Here is an 18,060-nt window from a genome sequence, read left to right as displayed (position 1 = left end):
CCGCCGCACCCGCTGTCACCCGTCACGGCAACTGCTGCCCGGACCCGCCTCCGGACAGCCAACAGGACGGCTACGCTCGTGGTCTGTACGTCGTTCGGGCGACTTGTGGAGGTAACGGGATGACGGAGGAACTACCCCCCGAGGGCTCCTCTGCTCCCCTCTGGGAGCGCGACGCGGAGATCACCGCCATCACCGAGGCGCTCGACTTCCTCTGCGCCGACGGGTCCACCTCGGGGAACCTGCTGGTCCTGCGCGGCGAGGCCGGACTCGGCAAGACCGCGCTGCTGGCCGAGACCCGCCGGATCGCCCAGCGCCGCGGCTGCACCGTCTGGTCCACCCGCGGCGGCGAGACCCTGCGCAGCGTTCCCTTCAACGTGGTACGGCAGCTGCTCCAGCCGGCCCTGGTCTCCCTGCACCCCGACGAGGCCCGGGAGTACCTCGGCGACTGGTACGACATCGCCGGCCCCGCCCTTGGCATAACCGAACCGGGCGAGCGCCAGGCCGACCCGCAGGGCGTCTGCGACGGCCTGGTCGCCGCCGTCCGCCGGCTGGCCAAACGCGACTGGCCGCTGGTGCTGCTGATCGACGACGCGCACTGGGCCGACCAGGAGACCCTGGCCTGGCTCGCCGCCTTCGTGGAGCGCCTCGACGACCTGCCCGTGCTCGTCCTGGTCGCCCACCGCCCCGGCGAGGTCAGCGGCGACAGCGCCCGCTACCTCGACATCGTGGCCGCCGCGGCCGTGAACCCCGTGCACAACCTCAGCGCCCTCACCCCGGACGCCACCGCCGGACTGACCCTCGCCACCCTCGGCGCGCACGCCGACGCCCCGTTCTGCCGCGAGGTCTGGGCCGTCACCGGCGGCAACCCCTACGAGACCGTCGAGCTCCTCGCCAAGGTCCAGGACAGCGAGGTCGAACCCGTCGAGGCCCGGGCCGGCGAACTGCGCGCGATCAACCGGTCGGCCCGCGGCGGCGGACTCGTCACCCGCCTCGAAGGCCTCGGCATCGACGCCACCCGGTTCGCCTGGGCCGCCGCCATCCTCGGTACCGGCATCTCCGTCGACCTGGTCGCCCAGCTCGCCACCATGAGCGTGGAGGACGCCGAGCGCTGCGCCGAACTGCTGCGCAGCGCCCGTATCCTCACCGCACCCGACCCGGCCGGCTCCCGCTCCCACACCGGCGACCTGGAGTTCGTCCATCCGCTGATCGCCAGCGCCGTCTACAACTCCATCCCGCCGGCGATGTGCACCGCCATGCACGGCATCGCCGCACAGATCGTCATCGACGACGGCCGGGGCATCGCCGAGGCTTCCCGCCATCTGCTGAAGGTGCATCCGGACGACGACGAGGAACTCGTCCAGCAGCTGCGGGACGCGGCCAAGGAACACCTCGCCGTCGGCGCCCCGGACGCGGCCCGCCGCTGCCTCGAACGCGCCCTGCTGGAACCGCCCGTACCCGAGGTCCACGCGCGTGTGCTCTACGAACTGGGCTGCGCCACCCTGCTCACCAAGCCCGCGGTCACCATCGGCCATCTGCGGAGCGCGCTCGGCATGCCCGGCCTCGGCGGCGCCGAACGCGTCGACGCCGTCTTCCGCCTCTCCCAGGCCCTCCTCCACAACGACCAGCTGGAGGAGGCCGTCCGCACGGTCGAGGCGGAGGCCGCCCGGCACGAGGAGGGCCCCGCCAGACTCCGGCTCCAGGCCGTCCAGTTCATGTGGGAGGGCATCGCCGGCGAGGCGGTCTCCCCACGCCGCTCCGAACGCCTCGGCGAGCTCGCCGACACCTGCACCGGCCGGGACAACTCCGAGCGTGCCCTGCTGATGCTGCGCGGCTTCGACCTTCTCATCCAGGGGGAGAGGGCCGAAGAGGTCGTGGAGCTGTGCGACCGCGCCCTCGTCAACGGCCGGCTCGCTCCCGGCCTCGGCTGGACCGACACCGAGTGGGGCATCGAGCTGCTGCTGATGCTCGCCAACGCCTACGTCTACACCGACCGCCTCGACCGCGCGGAGAGCCTCTACAACGAGGCCCTGCGCGCCTACGAGTCCGCCGGCTGGAGCGGCGGCCACCTCGCCCTCGCCCACGCCTACGTGGGCCTCGGGCACCGCAGGCGCGGCCGGCTGCGGGACGCGGAGATATCCCTGCGGGAGTCCTTGCGGATCGCCGAGCGGGTCGGCCGCAGACTGCCGCTGTACTGGACCGCCACCTGCAACCTGGTCGACACGCTGCTCGCCCGTGGCCATGTCCAGCAAGCCTGGGAGACGGCCGAGCAGTACGGTTTCGCACCGCCGTACCCCTCCACGATCGTGATGCCGGACCCGCGGTCCGTACGCGGCCGGCTGCTGCTGGCCGTCGGCCGGACGAAGGAGGCCGTCAACGAACTGGAGGCCGCCGAGAAGGCGGCCGCCGCACGCGGTCACTTCAATCCGGTGGTGGTGCCCTGGGCGCTCGACCTCGCCCGGGCCCTCGCGGGTGAGGACCCGGCGCGGGCGGCACAATTGACGGCGGACGCACGGCGGCAGGCCGAGCGGTTCGGCACGGACACGGCGATCGGTGAGGCCCTGAGGTGCGCTGCCGCGCTGGAGACCGGGCAGCGGCAGGTGCGGCTCGCCTCGCAGGCGGTGGCCTATCTGGAGGCGTCACCGTGTCAGTACGAGCACGCGGCGGCGCGGGTGGAGTACGGGATCGCCGCGCGGTCGGTGGCCGAGCTGAACCGGGGGCTGGCGTTGGCCCGGTCGTGCGGCGCGGACGGGTTGGTCGCTCAGGCGCGGGAGGTTCTGGATACGGGGCGGGGGTTGCGTTGACGGGTGCGGGGAGTGCCTGGTCCCTCGCGCCCACATGGCGGCAGCCGCGTTTCGACACAGCCCCGCGCTCCTGAAAGAAGGGGCGCTACAGGGACAGGAGTTGGTCGGTCACCGCTGAGAGGCGCTTTCGCACCTCCCGGTCGTACGTGGCCTCGTGCGCCCGCGCCGTGCTCGTGCCGTCGAAGTAGCCGCCCGTCCCCACGTCCTGGGTCGCGAGCGCGAGTACTCCGGGGGCGCCGTCCGCCACCGTGTTCCACGGCGTCACCCCGCCCTCCCGCACCATCGCCGTGTCCATGAAAGTCGCGGGGTGCAGGACGTTCACCGAGACCCCCGTGCCCGCCAGCTCCTCCGCCAGGGTGAAGGTGTGGGCCGCCAGGGCGAACTTGGCCCGGCAGTAGGCCGCGAAGCCCTGGTAGCCGCGGGTGAACTCGGGGTCGTCGAAGTCCAAAGGCTCCTGGCCTGCCGAGCCCACGTTGACGATCCGGGCCGGGGTGCGGGCGCGCAGGACCGGCAGCAGGACGTGGGTCAGGGCCACCGGGGCCAGGTAGTTGACGGCCAGCCGCAGTTCATGGCCGTCGGCGCTCAGCTCGCGCCCGGCGCCGGGCGTACCGGCGCCGACGCCCGCGTTGTTGATCAGCACGTCCAGGTCGGGACGCGCCTCGGCGACCCGCGCGCCCAGCTCGCGGACCTGTGCCAGCGAGGCCAGGTCCGCGACGAAGCCCTCCGCGTCGCCCTCGGTGCGCAGCTCCTGGACCAGTGCATCGGTACGGCCCGGATCCCGGCCATGCGCGAGGACGACATGGCCGGAGCGGACCAGCTCGAAGGCGACGTACCGGCCGAGCCCGGAGGTGGCACCGGTGATCAGAATGGTGGACATGCCTCCAGCGTAGGCAGGCGCCACCGCCGGTTGCTTGATACTGCTGGGGCTACGACTGCCAGGGTCACCCTTCGTCCCCCTCCGCCGGTTCCTCCGCCAGCACCCGCTGGGCCGCCGCGAACGCCGAGTTCGCCGCCGGGACCCCGCAGTACACGGCCGTCTGCAGCAGTACCGCGCCGATCTCCTCCGGGGTGAGCCCGTTGCGCCGGGCGGCCCGCACATGCATGGCCAGCTCGTCGTAGTGGCCGTGCGCGACCAGCGCGGTGAGGGTGATCATGCTGCGTTCGCGCCGGGAGAGGGTCGGGTCGGTCCAGATCTCGCCCCAGGCGTAGCGCGAGATGAAGTCCTGGAAGCGGGCCGTGAACGGCGTCTGGCGGGCCTGCGCCCGGTCGACGTGGGCGTCGCCCAGCACCTCCCGGCGCACCGCCATGCCCCGCTTGGCGCCGCCGTCGAGGTGCGAGCGGAGCGCGGTGAGGACGGCCTCGGGACACTGCGCGGGTGCCAGGTGCGAGGCGCCCGGCAGCTCGACCAGCGTGGACGCCGCGACCGCGTCCGCGATCTCCCGCAGATGCGGCGGCGGGGTCGCCGGATCCCGACGGCCCGCGATCAGCAGGGTCCGTACGGCGATCTCGCCGAGCCGGTCCCGCAGGTCGAAGGCGGCCAGCGCGTCGCAGCAGGCGGCGTACGCCTCCGGGTCCACCGTCCGCTGGTCCTCGACGAGGCGCGGCACGGTGAAGCCGGGCGTGAACCAGCGGCTGCCCGCGTTCTCCGCGAGCCACTCCACGCCCTCCCGGCGTACCCGCTCGGCCCGTTCCTCCCAGGGCCCGGACCCGTTGAAGTGGGCGGAGGAGCAGATCACGGCGAGGCTCTCCAGCCGGTCCGGGTGGTGGACGGCCAGGTGCAGGCCGACCGCGCCGCCCAGCGACACCCCGGCATACGCGAACCGCTCGACGCCGAGCGAGTCGGCGAGCGTCAGCACCAGGCCGGCGAGGTCACCGACGGTCGCTCCCGCCTTGACCAGACCGGGTGCCGAACCGCCGTGCCCCGGCAGGTCCCAGCGCACCACCCGGTGGCCGGTGGACAGTTCGGGCGCCACCGCGTCCCACAGCGCGTACGAGGTGCCGAGCGACGGTCCGAGCAGCAGCGGGGGAGCGGAAGTGGCGCCTTCGACACGGTGGTTGAGGAGGTTCTCGGTCAACGTCGCTCCAGTGCACGGTCGGTGAGGGCGCCGGCGGAGCCGGTGTAGCGGGCCGGGTCGGTCAGGTCGTCGAGGTCGATGTCCTTCAGCCCGGGCTCCTCGGCGAGGAGTTCACGCAGCGGGCGCTGCTCGGTGTGGGTACGGCGGGCGAGTTCGGTGAGCAGCTCCTTCGCGCGGGCCCGGCCGAGCACGGGGGCCAGCGCGGCGGACAGCCGCTCGGAGACGATCAGCCCACGGGTGAGATCCAGGTTCCGGCGCATCGCCTCCGGGTGCACGCGCAGCCCCTCCGTCAGCTCCGCGGTGTCCCGGGCCGCACCCCCGACGGCGCGCAGCAGATCCCGCAACGGCTCCCACTCGGCGTGCCAGGCACCGGCCGGCCGCTCGTCCTCCGCGACCAGGGAGCCGTACAGGACGGCCGCGAGCTGCGGGGCCCGCCGGGCGGCGGCCGCGACGAGCGTGGACCGCACGGGGTTCGCCTTGTGCGGCATCGCCGACGAACCGCCCCCGCTGCCCTCGGAGAGCTCACCGATCTCGGTACGGGACAGCGTCAGCACATCCACGGCGACCTTGCCCAGCGCGCCGGCCGTGACGGCGAGACACCCGGCGAGGTCGGCGACCGGCGTACGCAGCGTGTGCCACGGCAACAGCGGGACGGCGAGCCGGAGTTCACTTGCGTACGCCGCGGGAAGCTCTTCGACGGCTTCCGCGCCGTATGCTCCGAAGGCCGCCAACGTGCCTGCCGCGCCGCCGAGTTGCACGGGCAGTGACTCCTGGACCCGCACCATGCGGTCCCGGGCGTCCAGGACCAGCGAACGCCAGCCAGCCGCCTTCAGCCCGAAGGTCGTCGGTACGGCGTGCTGAGTGAGCGTACGGCCCGGCATCGGCGTGTCACGGTGCTCGGCGGCCGTCCGGGCCAGCGCCTGCTCGGTACGCCCGAGGTCGGCGAGGACCAGCTCCAGGGTGCGGGCGGCGATCAGCATCGTCGCCGTGTCCATGATGTCCTGGCTGGTGGCGCCCCGGTGCACATAGGGCCCGTACTCCGTGCCGACCGCCTTCGTCAGATCGGCGACCAGCGGGATGACCGGGTTGCCGCCGGCACGGGCGCGCTCCGCGAGCGAGCCGACGTCGAAGCGGTCGGCGCCGGCCGCCTCCGTCACGGCCGCCGCGGCCTCGGCCGGGGCCAGCCCCAGGGCGGCCTGGGCGCGGGTGAGGGCCGCCTCCGCGTCGAGGAGCGCCCGCAGCCAGGCGCTGTCCCCGGTGGCGGACGCGGCGGCGGACCCGGCCCACCCGGGACCGAGCAGCCCGACGTCACCGCCGCCGTGACCCGCTGTCGTCACCGGAACTCCAGGAAGACCGTCTCGCCCTCGCCCTGAAGGCGGATGTCGAAACGGTAGGTCCCCCGGCCCTCGTCGCCCGCGATCAGTGTGTCGCGTCGCTCGCCCACCCTGGTGAGCAGCGGGTCGGCGCCGAGCGCGGTGTCGTCGCCCGGCAGATAGATCCGGGTGAACAGGTGCATCAGCAGCCCGCGGGCGAAGACGCACACGCTGAGGTAGGGCGCGCTGTCGCCGCGGGCACCCGGCCGCAGCGTCCGCGCGTACCAGTGCCCGTCGGCATCCGTCTGCATCCGCCCCCAGCCGGTGAACTCCACGCCGTTGCGGCCGAGGTGGTCACCGGTCGCCGGGTCGCGGCGAAGCGAACCGTCGGTGGTGGAGACGTTCCCTTCGGGGTCCGCACCCCACAGCTCCACGAACGCGTCGGGCAGCGGGTTGCCCTCGCCGTCGAGGATGTACCCGTGGACCGTGATCGTGTCCGGGTGGCCGAGGGGGGCGATGTCCTCGCCGCCGCGGAACGGCAGCGCGTAGCCGTAGAACGGTCCGACCGTGTGCGACGGGGTGGGCAGCACCTGCTCCGGGCTACTTGTGTCGGTCTTCGTCATGGCAGCTCAGCGCCCTTCTTCGAGCCAGGTGGCGTGCGGGCCGTCCAGCACGATGTCCCAGTGGTAGCCCATCGAGAACTCCGGCACGGACAGGCTGTGGTCGTAGGTCGCGACCAGGCGCTGCCGGGCCGCGTCGTCCGTCACCGACTGGATGATCGGGTCGTACGGGAACAGCGGGTCGCTCGGAAAGTACATCTGCGTGATGAGCCGCTGGGTGAACGCCGTGCCGAACATCGAGAAGTGGATGTGCGCCGGACGCCACGCGTTGAGGTGGTTGCGCCAGGGGTAGGGGCCGGGCTGGACGGTGGTGAAGCGGTAGCCGCCGTCGGCGTCGGTGATCGTACGACCGACACCCGTGAAGTTCGGGTCGAGTGGGGCATCGTGCTGCTCGCGCTGGTGGGCGTAGCGTCCCGCCGCGTTGGCCTGCCAGACCTCGATCAGCTGGCCCCGGATCGGCCGGCCGTCCCGGTCCAGCAGCCGCCCGGAGACGGTGATCCGCTCACCGACGGGCTCACCGGTGTGCTGGCGGGTCAGATCATTGTCTATCCCGGTGATGTCCCGCTCCCCGAACGCGGGGGAGTGCAGCTCCACCAGCTCCGGATCCCTGCTGGTGTCGATGGCGACCAGGGGCTGTTTCGGATGCCGGAGAACGGAGGACCGGTAGGGGGCGTAGTCCCGGCGGGGGTGATGCTCGACGGGACCGCCCTCGGCCACCCGCTTCTCGTAGGCGGAGTGTTCGGCGGCGATTTCGACGTCGATGTCAGCTTGGGTGAGAGTCATGAGAAGTCCTTGAGTGAAGCGCCCTGTCCTCAGCGGCGCGGGGCTGTATCGATCCATCGGCCACCGCATCCCCCAGCCGTGGCGACCACCTCGTCCATCCGTGAAGCCCATCTTGATCAAGGAATTAGTCAGGGCACTGAGTATTTCAGCGAGACCTCTTTCACGCTGCCACTGGCGTCGCCGCCCGTCAAGGCCTCGGGTAATGGCAGACGGGTGTACAGACAGGATGTGGTGGCTACGAGTATCGTTCAGTGCACCAACCAAATCTGATCTTGGGGGTGCACATGGCCGCGGTGGACCTCACCACTCACCCCGGGCACCTGGCCCGGCGGCTTCAGCAGGCCCACTACCTGCTGTGGAACACGATGGTCTCGGAGGAGATCACCTCGCCGCAGTTCGCCGTCCTGAACACGCTCGTCGCCGAGCCGGGGCTGGACCAGCGCACGGTGGGGGAGCGGGTGGGCCTGGACCGGTCGACCATCGCCGAGGTCATCAGCCGGCTCGGGCGGCGTGGCCTGGTCGACAAGGTGCGCGACCCGCAGGACGGCCGCCGCTCTCTGCTGCGCCTCACCGACGACGGGCTGCGCACCCACCGCAAGCTCACCGTGCGCACAGCCCGGATGAACCAGGTGTTCCTGGCCCCCCTCTCGGCCGAGGAGCAGACCCAGTTCTTCGATCTGATCCGCCGGGTCTCGGACGCGGCGGAGGGGCTGCGCAATCCCGCGGAGCCCCTCGTCCCGCAGGCCTAGGACTTCGCGAACACCACCCAGACCTGCCCCTCGGCGAAGTCCACCGGATTGCCGTCCGCCCCGGTGAACGTCGTACCGTCGCCGGCCTCCCGCCGTGTCCAGGTGGTCTCGAACGAACGCCCGTCCCGCAGCACTTCGGCCTTCCCCGTCCCCACCGTCTCGGTGAACGGCGTGTAGTTGCCGAGCACGTCGTGAAACGCGGACGTGCGTACCCGCACGTGTTGCACCACGACCGTCGCGGCCGCCACCCGTTTTCCGGCCGTGGTCCGGGCCGGGGTGCCGTCCATCGACACCAGCCAGCGCTTCTCGGCGGCGGACCAGGTGAAGGTGAAGCGGGCCGCCGGATAACGCACGGCGCGGGTGGCGGTGGCCGTGCCGCCGGCCGGGGCCGGGCCGTAGCGGAAGCCGGTGGTGAGCGCCGCCTCGCCGGGTGCGCCGCCGGCCAACAGCTTCGACGGGCGCAGATACAGGTTGTGCGGGGCCGGCTTGTCGCTGCCGCGGTAGTAGGCGTCGGACGCCGCTTCGGGGGTCTTCGGCCGCAGCGGTGCCCGGTCGATCAGCGGGAGCAGCTTGCGCTGGGCACCGGAGAAGGCGAGCGTCGGCCGGTCGAACTGGCGCAGCAGTTCCAGATCGGACTCGCGAGCGCTGCGCACCGGGCCGATGACCTCGGGGAGCTTGGTGGCGTACACCGCCATCAGCCGGCTGAGGCCGCCCTCCACCTGCTCCGCGTACACCACGTCCGCCGAGTCCAGTCCGGTCTGCGGGCGGGCCGCGGCGACGTTGTCGATCTTCACGGCCAGTACGGAGCCGGTGCCGGCGGTGTGCTGCCCGTCCGGAGCCCCGCTGCCGTGCGGCGCCCGGCCGTCGTCCGAGGTGCCGTGCCGGGTGCAGCCGGCCGTGAGGGAGGCCGTCAGCACGGCCGCGGCCAGTGCGGCCGTCAGCGCGGTCCGGCGCCTCGGCGCCCTGTGTCGCATGCCCACCGTTGCCACCCCGTTCGTCCCCTTGATTGTGTGCTCATCGGTTCACCGGTGGCCATACCCGGTCGAAACCGATCACGCACCGCCGGGTGACCCGCTCGGGGAAGAGGTGTTCGGGCTACGACCCCAGGATCTCCGAGAGGTCGTACCGCACCGGTTCCTCCAGCTGGGCGTAGGTGCAGCTGTCCGGTGTGCGGTCCGGGCGCCAGCGGCGGAAGCGGGCCGTGTGGCGGAAGCGGGCGCCGTTCTCCATGTGGTCGTACGCCACCTCGGCCACCCGCTCGGGCCGCAGCGGCACCCAGGACAGGTCCTTCTTGCCCGACCAGCGGCTCGGCGCGCCGGGCAGCCGGGCCGACTCGTGGGCGGCCTCCTCCGCCCAGGCCGCCCAGGGGTGCCCGGAGACGTCGTCCATGCGCAGCGGCGCCAGTTCCCCGATCAGCTCGGCCCGCCGCTTCATCGGGAACGCGGCCGAGACGCCCACATGCTGGAGGGCGCCCCGGTCGTCGTACAGGCCCAGCAGCAGCGAGCCGACCACCGGGCCGCTCTTGTGCAGGCGGTAGCCCGCCACCACGACGTCGGCGGTCCGCTCGTGCTTCACCTTGAACATGGCGCGCTGGTCCTGGAGATAGCGCAGGGCGAGCGGCTTGGCGATGACTCCGTCGAGGCCGGCGCCCTCGTACTGTTCGAACCACTGCCGGGCCACGTCCACATCGGTCGTCGCCGGCGCCAGGTGCACGGGCGGGGTGACCCCGGCCAGCGCCGTGGTGAGCAGGGCGCGGCGGTCGGTCAGCGGAACGTCCAGCAGGGACTCGTCGGCCAGCGCCAGCAGGTCGAAGGCGACGAAGGAGGCGGGCGTCCGCTCCGCCAGGGTGCGCACCCGGGAGTCCGCCGGATGGATCCGCTCGGACAGCGCGTCGAAGTCCAGCCGGCCCTCCCGCGCGATCACGATCTCCCCGTCCAGCACGCACCGCTCGGGCACCCGCTCGGTCAGCGCCGCCACCAGCTCGGGAAAGTACCTGGTCAACGGCTTCCCGGTACGGCTGCCGAGCTCCACCTCGGCGCCGTCGCGGAACACGATCGCGCGAAAGCCGTCCCACTTCGCCTCGTACTGCATGTCCGGCGGGATCGACGCCACCGACTTGGCGAGCATCGGCTTCACGGGTGGCATCACCGGCAGATCCATGCCCACGACTCTACGAGCGGACCCCGGGCTCCGCTCGTCACGTGCACGCCTGGGAACGGCACTTGTTGATCACAACCTGGACACGGTGTCCGCACAACGCCCGCACAGGCAGCATGATGCTCATTCGGTACACACGCTCCACGGGGGAACATTCATGCGTATCCGCACGGCCGTCACCGCTGTCCTGCTGCTGGCCGCAACCGCGACGGCCTGCACCGGCAGCGGCGCCGACCCGGCCGGCGCCGCGGCGCCCCGCGCGTCGGCCGCCGCCAAGGCCCTCACGCTCGGCTCCGGCCGGCACTGGAAGGACATCGACGGCGACGGCAGTCACATCAGCGCCACGACGACCGCCGTCAGTTACACCCAGCCCGTCAAGGGCGTGCACCTCCCCACCAACCTCGCCGACTTCCCCGACCCCGAGTGGGCCGTGCTGGAGGTGAAGACGTGCGCCGACGCCGACAGCACCAACGTCATCGTCGCGCAGTCCCCTTGGACCCTCCGGCTCAAGGACGGCACCGAGGTCAAGCCGCTCGGGCTCAGGGGATACGGCGTACCGGCCCCGACCTATCCCGTCTCGGCGGGCACCGTGCGACCGGGCAGCTGCCTGCGCGGGAAGATCACGTTCGGCATGGGCAAGGGCAGCCGTCCCGACCGGATCGTCTACGACGTCCGGCGCAGGCCCGCCGTCACCTGGTCCGTGCCCCGCGCCTAGCCGATGCTGTGCCTGCCCTGACCCGGCGGATGCGCGTGCCCCGGTTCCGGCCGATCCGCGCGGATCGGTGCCGGCCGGTGTGTGCGGGTCGGTGCTGGCCGGTGTGTACGGGTCGGTGCCGGCCGATATGCGCGGGGCGGGTGGTGCGCCTACCGTGGCCGCATGGGTGATGCGGTGGAACTGGAGGTGGCCGGCCGGACCGTACGGCTGTCCAGCCCCGGCAAGGTGTTCTTCCCGGAGCGCGGTTTCACCAAGCTGGACGTCGCCCGCTACTACGCGGCCGTGGCCCCCGGCATCCTGCGGGCCCTGCGCGACCGCCCCACCACTCTCCAGCGCTACCCCGACGGCGTCGAGGGCGAGTGGTTCTACCAGAAGCGCGCGCCCAAGGGCATGCCCGACTGGATCCCCACCGCCCACATCACCTTCCCCAGCGGCCGCACCGCCGACGAGATGTGCCCCACGGAGGAGGCCGCCGTGGTGTGGGCCGCCCAGTACGGCACCCTCACCTTCCACCCCTGGCCGGTGCGCCGCGCCGACGTGGACAGCCCCGACGAACTGCGCATCGACCTCGATCCGCAGCCCGGCACCGACTTCGCCGACGCCGTCCGCGCCGCCCACGAACTGCGGGCCGTCCTCGACGAGTTCGGCGGGCTGCGCGGCTGGCCCAAGACCTCCGGCGGCCGAGGGCTGCATGTCTTCGTGCCCATCGAACCCCGCTGGACCTTCACCCAGGTGCGGCGCGCGGCGATCGCCCTGGGCCGTGAGCTGGAGCGCCGGATGCCGGAGCAGGTGACGATCAAGTGGTGGAAGGAGGAGCGCGGCGAGCGCATCTTCGTCGACTACAACCAGACCGCCCGGGACCGCACCATCGCCTCCGCCTACTCCCTGCGGCCCCGTCCGAACGCCCCGGTCTCCGCACCCCTGCGCTGGGAGGAGGTCGACGACGTGCAGCCGGGCGACTTCGACCTCGTCACGATGCCGGAACGCTTCGCCGAAGTCGGCGATGTGCACGCCGACATGGACGACCACGCCTACTCCCTGGACGCGCTCCTCGAACTCGCCCGCCGCGACGAACACGAGCACGGTCTGGGCGACCTGCCGTATCCGCCCGAGTACCCGAAGATGCCGGGCGAGCCCAAACGCGTCCAGCCGAGCCGCGCCCGGCCCGAACAGTCCTCCTGACGACGGCACTTGGGTTCGGATCCCGGTGCCCCGGCGGGCTGTCACGCCCCGGCGGCGCTCCCGTCCGCCCGCCCGTCCGGGGCTATGCTGATCGTCAGCCGCCGATGAGGAGGGCCGAGGTGTCCGAGGCAGTGTCGCGCCCCACACTGGAGGCGGTGGCCGCGCGGGCCGGGGTGTCCCGGGCCACCGTGTCACGGGTGGTCAACGGCGGGGACGGGGTGCGCGAACCCCTCGTCGAACGGGTCCGGAAAGCGGTCGAGGAACTCGGTTACGTCCCCAACCAGGCGGCCCGCAGCCTGGTCACCAAACGGCACGACGCGATCGCCGTCGTCATCGCCGAACCCGAGACCCGGATCTTCACCGACCCGTTCTTCGCTCTCCAACTGCGCGGCATCAGCAAGGAGTTGACCGCCCACGACAACCAGCTCGTGCTGCTGCTCACCGAGGGGCGGGACGACCACGCACGGGTGGCCCGCTATCTCGCCGGCGGCCATGTCGACGGCGCGCTCGTCTTCTCGCTCCACCTCGACGACCCGCTGCCCGGGCTGATCGAGGGTGCCGGCGTCCCCACGGTGTTCGGCGGCCGTCCCGGCTGGAGCGACGGCACCAACAGCGCCGTGTACGTCGACTGCGACAACCGGGGCGGCGCCCAGGACGCCGTACGCCATCTCGCCGGCCTCGGCCGGACCCGGATCGCCCACATCACCGGGCCCCTGGACCAGACGTCGGCCGCCGACCGCCTCCAGGGCTATCGGGACGTCATGGACGCCATGGGGGAGGCCGATCCCCGGCTGGTCGTGCCCAGCGACTTCACCCCGTCCGGCGGCGAGCGCGCCATGGGCGAACTCCTCGACCGCTGCCCGGATGTCGACGCCGTGTTCGCGGCCAACGACCTCACCGCACTCGGCGCCCTGCGCGTCCTGCGCGAGCGCGGCCACCGGGTGCCCGAGGACGTGGCCGTGATCGGCTTCGACGACGTGCTGCCCGTCACCGAACAGACCGAGCCGTCACTGACCACGGTCCGTCAGGACATCGAGGAGATGGGCCGGTTGATGGCCCGGCTCCTGCTGGCCTCCCTGACCCGGGGGAACCCGGCGACGGGCGCGCCGACCAGCGTCATCCTGCCCACGACACTGGTACGGCGTGCCACCGCATAGGCGGTCTCCGCCTCAGCCCTGCTGCTCGCCCTTGATCACCGCGAACCGGGCGCCGTACGGGTCGGACAGCTTGGCCATCCGGCCCACACCCTCCAACGTGGTCGCCGGCATCCGCACCTTGCCACCGGTCTGCTGCGCCTTCTCCACCACCGCGTCCGGGTCCTCGACCTCGAAGTACGGCAGCCAGTACGCGCCGATCTGGGCCTCGGCAGGGTCCTCGGCCAGCGGGACCACCCCGCCGAACATGGAGTCGTCGTCGCCGTTCGCCGGGTTGAGGCAGGTGTAGGTGCCGCCGGGGAAGGGCACTCCGGAGGTTTCCAGACCGAGCACCTTGTAGTAGAAGGCGGCGGCCGCCGCGATGTCCGGGGTGTACAGCTCGACCCAGCACAGCGAACCCGGATCGCCCGCCACCTCCACGCCCTTGGTCAGCCCGGGCTGCCAGATACCGAAGGGCACCCCCGCCTGGTCGGCGAGGATAGCCAGGTGGCCCCGGCCCATCACGTCCATCGGCTGGGCGAGCACCCGGCCGTGCGCCTGCTCGGCTGCCTTGGCGGTGGCCTGCGCGTCCTCGCTCTGGAAGTACACGGTCCAACTCGGCGGGCCCTGTTCGGGACTGGTCTGCATACCGCCGGCGACGGTCCTGCCGTCCAGCTGGAAGAATCCGTAACCGCCGGCGTCCGGACCCGCCGACTGGAACTGCCAGCCGAAGAGCCCGTTGTAGAAGGAGACGGCGCCGTCGATCTCGGGGGTGCCGAGGTCGATCCAGTTGGGAGCGCCGTTGACGAACTGGGTGGTGAGCATCTTCGCCCTCCTCGGAAGGGTCCCGTGCATTGCAGAGCCGAGTCTTCCACCGCCCACTGACAATTGCTGCCGGAGCGCGCCCACCGGAATCCGGTTACCGTGGGTCACTTGACGCACTCGCGGGGTTTTGATTCCGTTGCGCGCGCCGCCGTGCGCAGGCGTGGCGCCGTCGCGCATGATCGAGGCTGCTGTGGTCCGTCGCGCCCTCGTTGAGCGGGCGTTGATCGAACGTTTTTCGCCGCACGGCACGATCCTGGCCATGCACTTCGACACCACCATCCCACCCCGCACGCCCGTCCCGGTCTGGCATGCGCAGGCGCTGTGCGCGCAGACCGGAGCGGACTTCTTCTTCCCCGAGCCCGGCAGCTCGGTGCGCGAGGCGAAGCGCATCTGCGGTATGTGCGAGATGCGTTCGGCCTGCCTGGAGTACGCGCTGGACAACGACGAACGCTTCGGCGTCTGGGGCGGCCTGTCCGAGAAGGAGCGACTGGAACTCCGGCGCGCCTCCCGCTGACCCACGGCCGCCCCGGAAAATGCCCGACCATGACCACCCTCGCCCTCCGGGAGGCCGACGAGGCCGGGTTGCTGCCCGACCCCTCGCCGGAGAACTCCTGGTCGGCCCGGCTCGGCGAACTGGACCCGGCCGAGGTCCTGGAGACCCAGCTGGTCAACGCCCTTGCCCCGGCCCTGCTCTGCGACCGGCTGCTGCCACTGCTGCTGGCCTCGCCCAACCCGCGCCGGTACGTGGTCAACGTGACCGCGGTCGAGGGCCGGTTCGCCGTCCGCAACAAGATGGCGGGCCATCCGCACACCAACATGGCCAAGGCCGCCCTCAACATGCTCACCCGCACCAGCGCCGCCGAACTCGCCGAGCGAGGCGTCCACATGTGCGCGGTGGACACCGGCTGGATCACCGACGAGAACCCGGCCCCGAAGAAGGCCCGGATGGCGGACGCGGGCTTCCGCACCCCGCTCGACATCGTCGACGGGGCGGCCCGCGTCTACGACCCGATCGTGCGCGGCGAGGCCGGCGACCCGGTGTCCGGGGTGTTCCTGAAGGACTACCGGGAGGCCGCGTGGTGAGCGAGGAGCCGACGTTCGCCGGGGTGCCGCACGTCGTGCCGCGCCCGGCCGCCGAACTCGCCCCGCTGCTGCACTGGTTGCGGGCCGGACGCCCGGCCGGGGAGCGGCTGGACTTCACGGCCGGCACCGTGCTGCCGGACGGCCGTCTCGACCTGTGCAAGCAGGGCGTCGGCGCGACGGGCGCCGCCCTGATCGCCGAGGCCCTGGCCGAAGGCCCCACCCCGGTACGGCATCTCCTGCTCGGCACCGACGCGCTCGGCGACGAGGGCGCCGATCGGCCGCAAGAGCGGGGCCGTAGCGCAGAGGCAGGCGCACCGGCCTCCAGAACCAGAACACGCCGGTTCGAAACCGGCCGCCCCGCCCCCTGGAACGGCGTCCAGCCGGTCGACGACCCGCTGTTCGAAGACCGCGCGGCCCAGCGGCTCCCAGTGCAGATGCGCGCCCTTCGCCGCCGTGAAGCGCGCCGGCCGCCGGGGGCCCGGCAGCGCGTCGTAGGCCAGGGGCCCCGGGCCGGCGCGCACACCGGAGAGCATGCGGACGGCCCGCCGGCGCGGCACGCTGGTAGGAGAGCCAGGTGGCGATGGGAGGAGCTCCCATGGGACACACGGAACAGCGGCCGGCCGTCCGGACCCGGGCCGAGAAGCCCGCCGGTACCGGGAGCGTCTTCCTCTCCTTCGCCCCGTGGATCATCTTCGGCGTCGTCGCGAGCCCCAGCACCTGGGAGTACGCGGCGCTGGCGGCACTGGTCGCCGCGGTCGTGCTGTCCGGCAAGGACATGCTCCGGGGCCGGTTCTTCCTGCTGGACATGGTCGCCATCGTGTTCTTCGCGGTGCTCTGCGTCCTCGCCCTCGCCCTGGACCGCCACGAGCTGATCTGGCTGGAGACGTACGCCCAGGTCATCTCCAGCGCGGTGGTGGCCGTCGTGGCGCTCGGCTCCCTGCTGGCCGACCCCTTCACCGCGCAGTACGCCCGCCACTCGGTGCCGCGCGAGTACTGGGGCTCGCCCGTCTTCACCCACGTCAACATGGTGCTGACGGCGGCCTGGGGCGTGGTCTTCGCGCTGATGGCCCTGTCCACCTGGCTCGCCATCCGACTGCCCGGGCAGAGCGACTGCTTCAACTGGGTCGTCCCCATCGCCCTGCTGGTCTGGGCGGTGAAGTTCACCGAACGCTATCCCGCCCGGTACAAGGAGCGGGCGGCGGCGCAGCGACTGTCCTAGGCGATGGCCCCGGCGGTCACGATCAGTTCCTCGGTCGTGCCGTGGAAGGTGCTGAGCAGCTGGGCCAGGACCGCCCAGGCCTCCTCGTGGTCACCCAGGTGGTCGCGGACGAGCGGGCGCGGCGCGTCCTCGGCTCCGTTCGGCCCGGGCCGGCTCAGGCCACCGGCAGGGCGCGCCGGGAAATCCGCGCGCCCCTCCGTCGTGGGTTCACGCCCCGGCGCGCGCCGCCATCCGCGCCTTGCGCGCGGCCAGCTTCTCGTCGAACTTCAGGGCCTCCGCGTCCAGCCCGCCCATGAACAGGCCGAGTTCCTCCTGCGCCCGCAGGCCCTCCGGGCCGAGGCCGTCGATCTCCAGGACCTTCAGGTGGCGCAGCACCGGCTGGATCACGTCGTCGTGGTGGATGCGCAGGTTGTAGACCTCGCCGATGGCCATCTGGGCGGCGGCCCGCTCGAAGCCGGGGATGCCGTGGCCGGGCATCCGGAAGTTGACCACGACGTCCCGCACCGCCTGCATGGTCAGGTCCGGGGCGAGGTCGAAGGCCGCCTTGAGCAGGTTGCGGTAGAAGACCATGTGCAGGTTCTCGTCCGTCGCGATCCGGGCCAGCATGCGGTCGCAGACCGGGTCGCCGGACTGGTGGCCGGTGTTGCGGTGCGAGATGCGGGTCGCGAGCTCCTGGAAGGCCACATAGGCGACCGAGTGCAGCATCGAGTGGCTGTTGTCCGACTCGAAGCCCTCGCTCATGTGCGACATCCGGAACGCCTCCAGCTTGTCCGGGTCGACCGCGCGGGAGGCGAGCAGGTAGTCGCGCATCACGATGCCGTGCCGGCCCTCCTCGGCGGTCCAGCGGTGCACCCAGGTGCCCCAGGCGCCGTCCCGGCCGAACAGCGAGGCGATCTCGTGGTGGTAGCTGGGCAGGTTGTCCTCGGTGAGCAGGTTCACCACCAGGGCGATCCGGCCGATCTCGGTGACCTTGGACTGCTCCTTGCCCCAGGCCTCGCCGTCCTCGAAGAAACCGGGGAAGTTACGGGCGTCCGACCACGGCACGTACTCGTGCGGCATCCAGTCCTTGGCGACCTTCAGATGGCGGTTCAGCTCCTTCTCGACCACTTCCTCCAGGGCGTACAGCAGCCGCGCGTCGGTCCAGGCGGTCGAGCTGCCGAGATGGGGAGAAGTGATCGTCACGAGAACTCCAGGGGGACGCCGAACAAGAGCGAGTGAACGGGAGAGAACCGGCGAGCGGTGCCGGGAAACCTACGTGATCGTAGGCTACGAACCCGTAGGTTACGAAGCCGTAGGTTAAGCGCGCCGTAAAGACTCCTGATCAGGCGCCGTGCCCAGGGCGATTCGGGACATGCCAAACCGCCCGGGGACCCGCAGGTCCCGGGGCTGGAGGGGTGACTCGATC

The 18,060-nt window shown here is 72.0% G+C and carries 17 protein-coding genes and 1 pseudogene; 8 read left to right on the top strand and 10 right to left on the bottom strand.

What is annotated here, in order from left to right; all coding sequences use genetic code 11:
* Window positions 1–119: 119 nt before the first annotated feature.
* On the top strand, window positions 120–2,801 hold the full coding sequence (locus ACZ4N4_RS20255; RefSeq protein WP_467590516.1) for an ATP-binding protein: 2,682 nt from the start codon (window positions 120–122) through the stop codon (window positions 2,799–2,801).
* Between the two features lie 85 nt (window positions 2,802–2,886).
* On the opposite strand, the gene ACZ4N4_RS20250 is transcribed toward ACZ4N4_RS20255, so the two are convergent.
* The 5 genes from ACZ4N4_RS20250 to pcaH all read right to left on the bottom strand — a co-directional run bounded on the left by ACZ4N4_RS20250 (window position 2,887) and on the right by pcaH (window position 7,592).
* Entirely contained in the window at window positions 2,887–3,678 is a 792-nt protein-coding gene (locus ACZ4N4_RS20250; RefSeq protein WP_453567697.1) for an SDR family NAD(P)-dependent oxidoreductase, read from the bottom strand.
* A 64-nt stretch (window positions 3,679–3,742) separates the two neighbouring features.
* Window positions 3,743–4,876 (bottom strand): bifunctional 3-oxoadipate enol-lactonase/4-carboxymuconolactone decarboxylase PcaDC, encoded by a 1,134-nt coding sequence (pcaDC, locus tag ACZ4N4_RS20245; protein ID WP_453567699.1) that lies wholly within the window; start codon window positions 4,874–4,876, stop codon window positions 3,743–3,745.
* Window positions 4,873–6,213 carry a 3-carboxy-cis,cis-muconate cycloisomerase gene (gene pcaB, locus ACZ4N4_RS20240; protein WP_467590511.1) on the bottom strand — a complete coding sequence of 447 codons (1,341 nt, stop codon included), beginning with the start codon at window positions 6,211–6,213 and terminating at the stop codon, window positions 4,873–4,875. Before pcaB ends, pcaDC begins: the two co-directional genes overlap by 4 nt.
* Window positions 6,210–6,812, bottom strand: coding sequence for a protocatechuate 3,4-dioxygenase subunit alpha (gene pcaG / locus ACZ4N4_RS20235; protein WP_453567703.1), 603 nt, complete (start codon window positions 6,810–6,812; stop codon window positions 6,210–6,212). Before pcaG ends, pcaB begins: the two co-directional genes overlap by 4 nt.
* A gap of 6 nt (window positions 6,813–6,818) precedes the next feature.
* A complete protein-coding gene (gene pcaH / locus ACZ4N4_RS20230) occupies window positions 6,819–7,592 on the bottom strand; it encodes a protocatechuate 3,4-dioxygenase subunit beta (protein ID WP_467590508.1) in 774 nt (257 codons plus the stop codon).
* 284 nt (window positions 7,593–7,876) lie between these two features.
* Between pcaH and ACZ4N4_RS20225 the strand changes: the two genes are divergently transcribed.
* Window positions 7,877–8,341, top strand: coding sequence for a MarR family winged helix-turn-helix transcriptional regulator (locus ACZ4N4_RS20225; RefSeq protein WP_453567705.1), 465 nt, complete (start codon window positions 7,877–7,879; stop codon window positions 8,339–8,341).
* On the opposite strand, the gene ACZ4N4_RS20220 is transcribed toward ACZ4N4_RS20225, so the two are convergent.
* Both ACZ4N4_RS20220 and ACZ4N4_RS20215 read right to left on the bottom strand, forming a co-directional pair.
* Window positions 8,338–9,315 (bottom strand): DUF3048 domain-containing protein, encoded by a 978-nt coding sequence (locus ACZ4N4_RS20220; RefSeq protein WP_467590503.1) that lies wholly within the window; start codon window positions 9,313–9,315, stop codon window positions 8,338–8,340. The two genes, ACZ4N4_RS20225 and ACZ4N4_RS20220, sit on opposite strands and share 4 nt — an antisense overlap.
* A gap of 121 nt (window positions 9,316–9,436) precedes the next feature.
* Window positions 9,437–10,501: an ATP-dependent DNA ligase gene (locus tag ACZ4N4_RS20215; RefSeq protein WP_467590500.1), complete on the bottom strand. Its 1,065-nt coding sequence runs from the start codon at window positions 10,499–10,501 to the stop codon at window positions 9,437–9,439.
* A 154-nt stretch (window positions 10,502–10,655) separates the two neighbouring features.
* Here ACZ4N4_RS20215 and ACZ4N4_RS20210 point away from each other — a divergent pair, with 154 nt between their 5' ends.
* The 3 genes from ACZ4N4_RS20210 to ACZ4N4_RS20200 all read left to right on the top strand — a co-directional run bounded on the left by ACZ4N4_RS20210 (window position 10,656) and on the right by ACZ4N4_RS20200 (window position 13,552).
* The gene (locus ACZ4N4_RS20210; RefSeq protein WP_453567711.1) at window positions 10,656–11,213 is read left to right on the top strand and encodes a hypothetical protein; all 558 of its coding nucleotides are present in this window, start codon (window positions 10,656–10,658) and stop codon (window positions 11,211–11,213) included.
* Between the two features lie 162 nt (window positions 11,214–11,375).
* Window positions 11,376–12,395: a non-homologous end-joining DNA ligase gene (ligD, locus tag ACZ4N4_RS20205; RefSeq protein WP_467590498.1), complete on the top strand. Its 1,020-nt coding sequence runs from the start codon at window positions 11,376–11,378 to the stop codon at window positions 12,393–12,395.
* 119 nt (window positions 12,396–12,514) lie between these two features.
* Window positions 12,515–13,552, top strand: a complete 1,038-nt coding sequence (locus tag ACZ4N4_RS20200) for a LacI family DNA-binding transcriptional regulator (RefSeq protein WP_467590495.1) — start codon at window positions 12,515–12,517, stop codon at window positions 13,550–13,552.
* A gap of 12 nt (window positions 13,553–13,564) precedes the next feature.
* Here the strand turns inward: ACZ4N4_RS20200 and ACZ4N4_RS20195 are convergent, their stop codons facing one another.
* Window positions 13,565–14,353 carry a VOC family protein gene (locus ACZ4N4_RS20195; protein WP_453567716.1) on the bottom strand — a complete coding sequence of 263 codons (789 nt, stop codon included), beginning with the start codon at window positions 14,351–14,353 and terminating at the stop codon, window positions 13,565–13,567.
* A gap of 259 nt (window positions 14,354–14,612) precedes the next feature.
* Here ACZ4N4_RS20195 and ACZ4N4_RS20190 point away from each other — a divergent pair, with 259 nt between their 5' ends.
* Window positions 14,613–14,867: a WhiB family transcriptional regulator gene (locus ACZ4N4_RS20190; protein WP_351705417.1), complete on the top strand. Its 255-nt coding sequence runs from the start codon at window positions 14,613–14,615 to the stop codon at window positions 14,865–14,867.
* Between the two features lie 41 nt (window positions 14,868–14,908).
* Window positions 14,909–15,436 (top strand): annotated as a pseudogene (locus tag ACZ4N4_RS20185) (SDR family oxidoreductase); the annotation flags it as partial.
* Here ACZ4N4_RS20185 and ACZ4N4_RS20180 read toward each other — a convergent pair.
* Window positions 15,415–15,993, bottom strand: coding sequence for a hypothetical protein (locus ACZ4N4_RS20180; protein ID WP_467590490.1), 579 nt, complete (start codon window positions 15,991–15,993; stop codon window positions 15,415–15,417). The pseudogene ACZ4N4_RS20185 and the gene ACZ4N4_RS20180 overlap by 22 nt on opposite strands.
* Before the next feature lie 38 nt (window positions 15,994–16,031).
* On the opposite strand from ACZ4N4_RS20180, the gene ACZ4N4_RS20175 reads away from it, so the two are divergent.
* Complete coding sequence (locus ACZ4N4_RS20175; protein WP_467590487.1) at window positions 16,032–16,655, top strand: hypothetical protein; 624 nt, start codon at window positions 16,032–16,034, stop codon at window positions 16,653–16,655.
* Between the two features lie 207 nt (window positions 16,656–16,862).
* Here the strand turns inward: ACZ4N4_RS20175 and ACZ4N4_RS20170 are convergent, their stop codons facing one another.
* A complete protein-coding gene (locus ACZ4N4_RS20170) occupies window positions 16,863–17,837 on the bottom strand; it encodes an acyl-ACP desaturase (protein ID WP_453567722.1) in 975 nt (324 codons plus the stop codon).
* Window positions 17,838–18,060 lie beyond the last annotated feature (223 nt).

Source organism: Streptomyces sp. NPDC026538 (genome assembly GCF_055567535.1).
Note: the sequence above shows the minus strand (reverse complement) of the source record. Positions and strands in the feature narration are given on the sequence as shown.

What these genes read in the sequence shown, in the direction of transcription:
- ACZ4N4_RS20255 (WP_467590516.1), top strand. Translation starts at nt 120, where the DNA reads ATGACGGAGGAACTACCCCCCGAGGGCTCCTCTGCTCCCCTCTGGGAG.
- ACZ4N4_RS20190 (WP_351705417.1), top strand. Translation starts at nt 14,613, where the DNA reads ATGCACTTCGACACCACCATCCCACCCCGCACGCCCGTCCCGGTCTGG.
- ACZ4N4_RS20225 (WP_453567705.1), top strand. Translation starts at nt 7,877, where the DNA reads ATGGCCGCGGTGGACCTCACCACTCACCCCGGGCACCTGGCCCGGCGG.
- pcaH (WP_467590508.1), bottom strand. Translation starts at nt 7,592, where the DNA reads ATGACTCTCACCCAAGCTGACATCGACGTCGAAATCGCCGCCGAACAC.
- ACZ4N4_RS20175 (WP_467590487.1), top strand. Translation starts at nt 16,032, where the DNA reads ATGGGACACACGGAACAGCGGCCGGCCGTCCGGACCCGGGCCGAGAAG.
- ligD (WP_467590498.1), top strand. Translation starts at nt 11,376, where the DNA reads ATGGGTGATGCGGTGGAACTGGAGGTGGCCGGCCGGACCGTACGGCTG.
- ACZ4N4_RS20195 (WP_453567716.1), bottom strand. Translation starts at nt 14,353, where the DNA reads ATGCTCACCACCCAGTTCGTCAACGGCGCTCCCAACTGGATCGACCTC.
- ACZ4N4_RS20210 (WP_453567711.1), top strand. Translation starts at nt 10,656, where the DNA reads ATGCGTATCCGCACGGCCGTCACCGCTGTCCTGCTGCTGGCCGCAACC.
- pcaG (WP_453567703.1), bottom strand. Translation starts at nt 6,812, where the DNA reads ATGACGAAGACCGACACAAGTAGCCCGGAGCAGGTGCTGCCCACCCCG.
- ACZ4N4_RS20215 (WP_467590500.1), bottom strand. Translation starts at nt 10,501, where the DNA reads ATGGATCTGCCGGTGATGCCACCCGTGAAGCCGATGCTCGCCAAGTCG.
- ACZ4N4_RS20250 (WP_453567697.1), bottom strand. Translation starts at nt 3,678, where the DNA reads ATGTCCACCATTCTGATCACCGGTGCCACCTCCGGGCTCGGCCGGTAC.
- ACZ4N4_RS20220 (WP_467590503.1), bottom strand. Translation starts at nt 9,315, where the DNA reads ATGCGACACAGGGCGCCGAGGCGCCGGACCGCGCTGACGGCCGCACTG.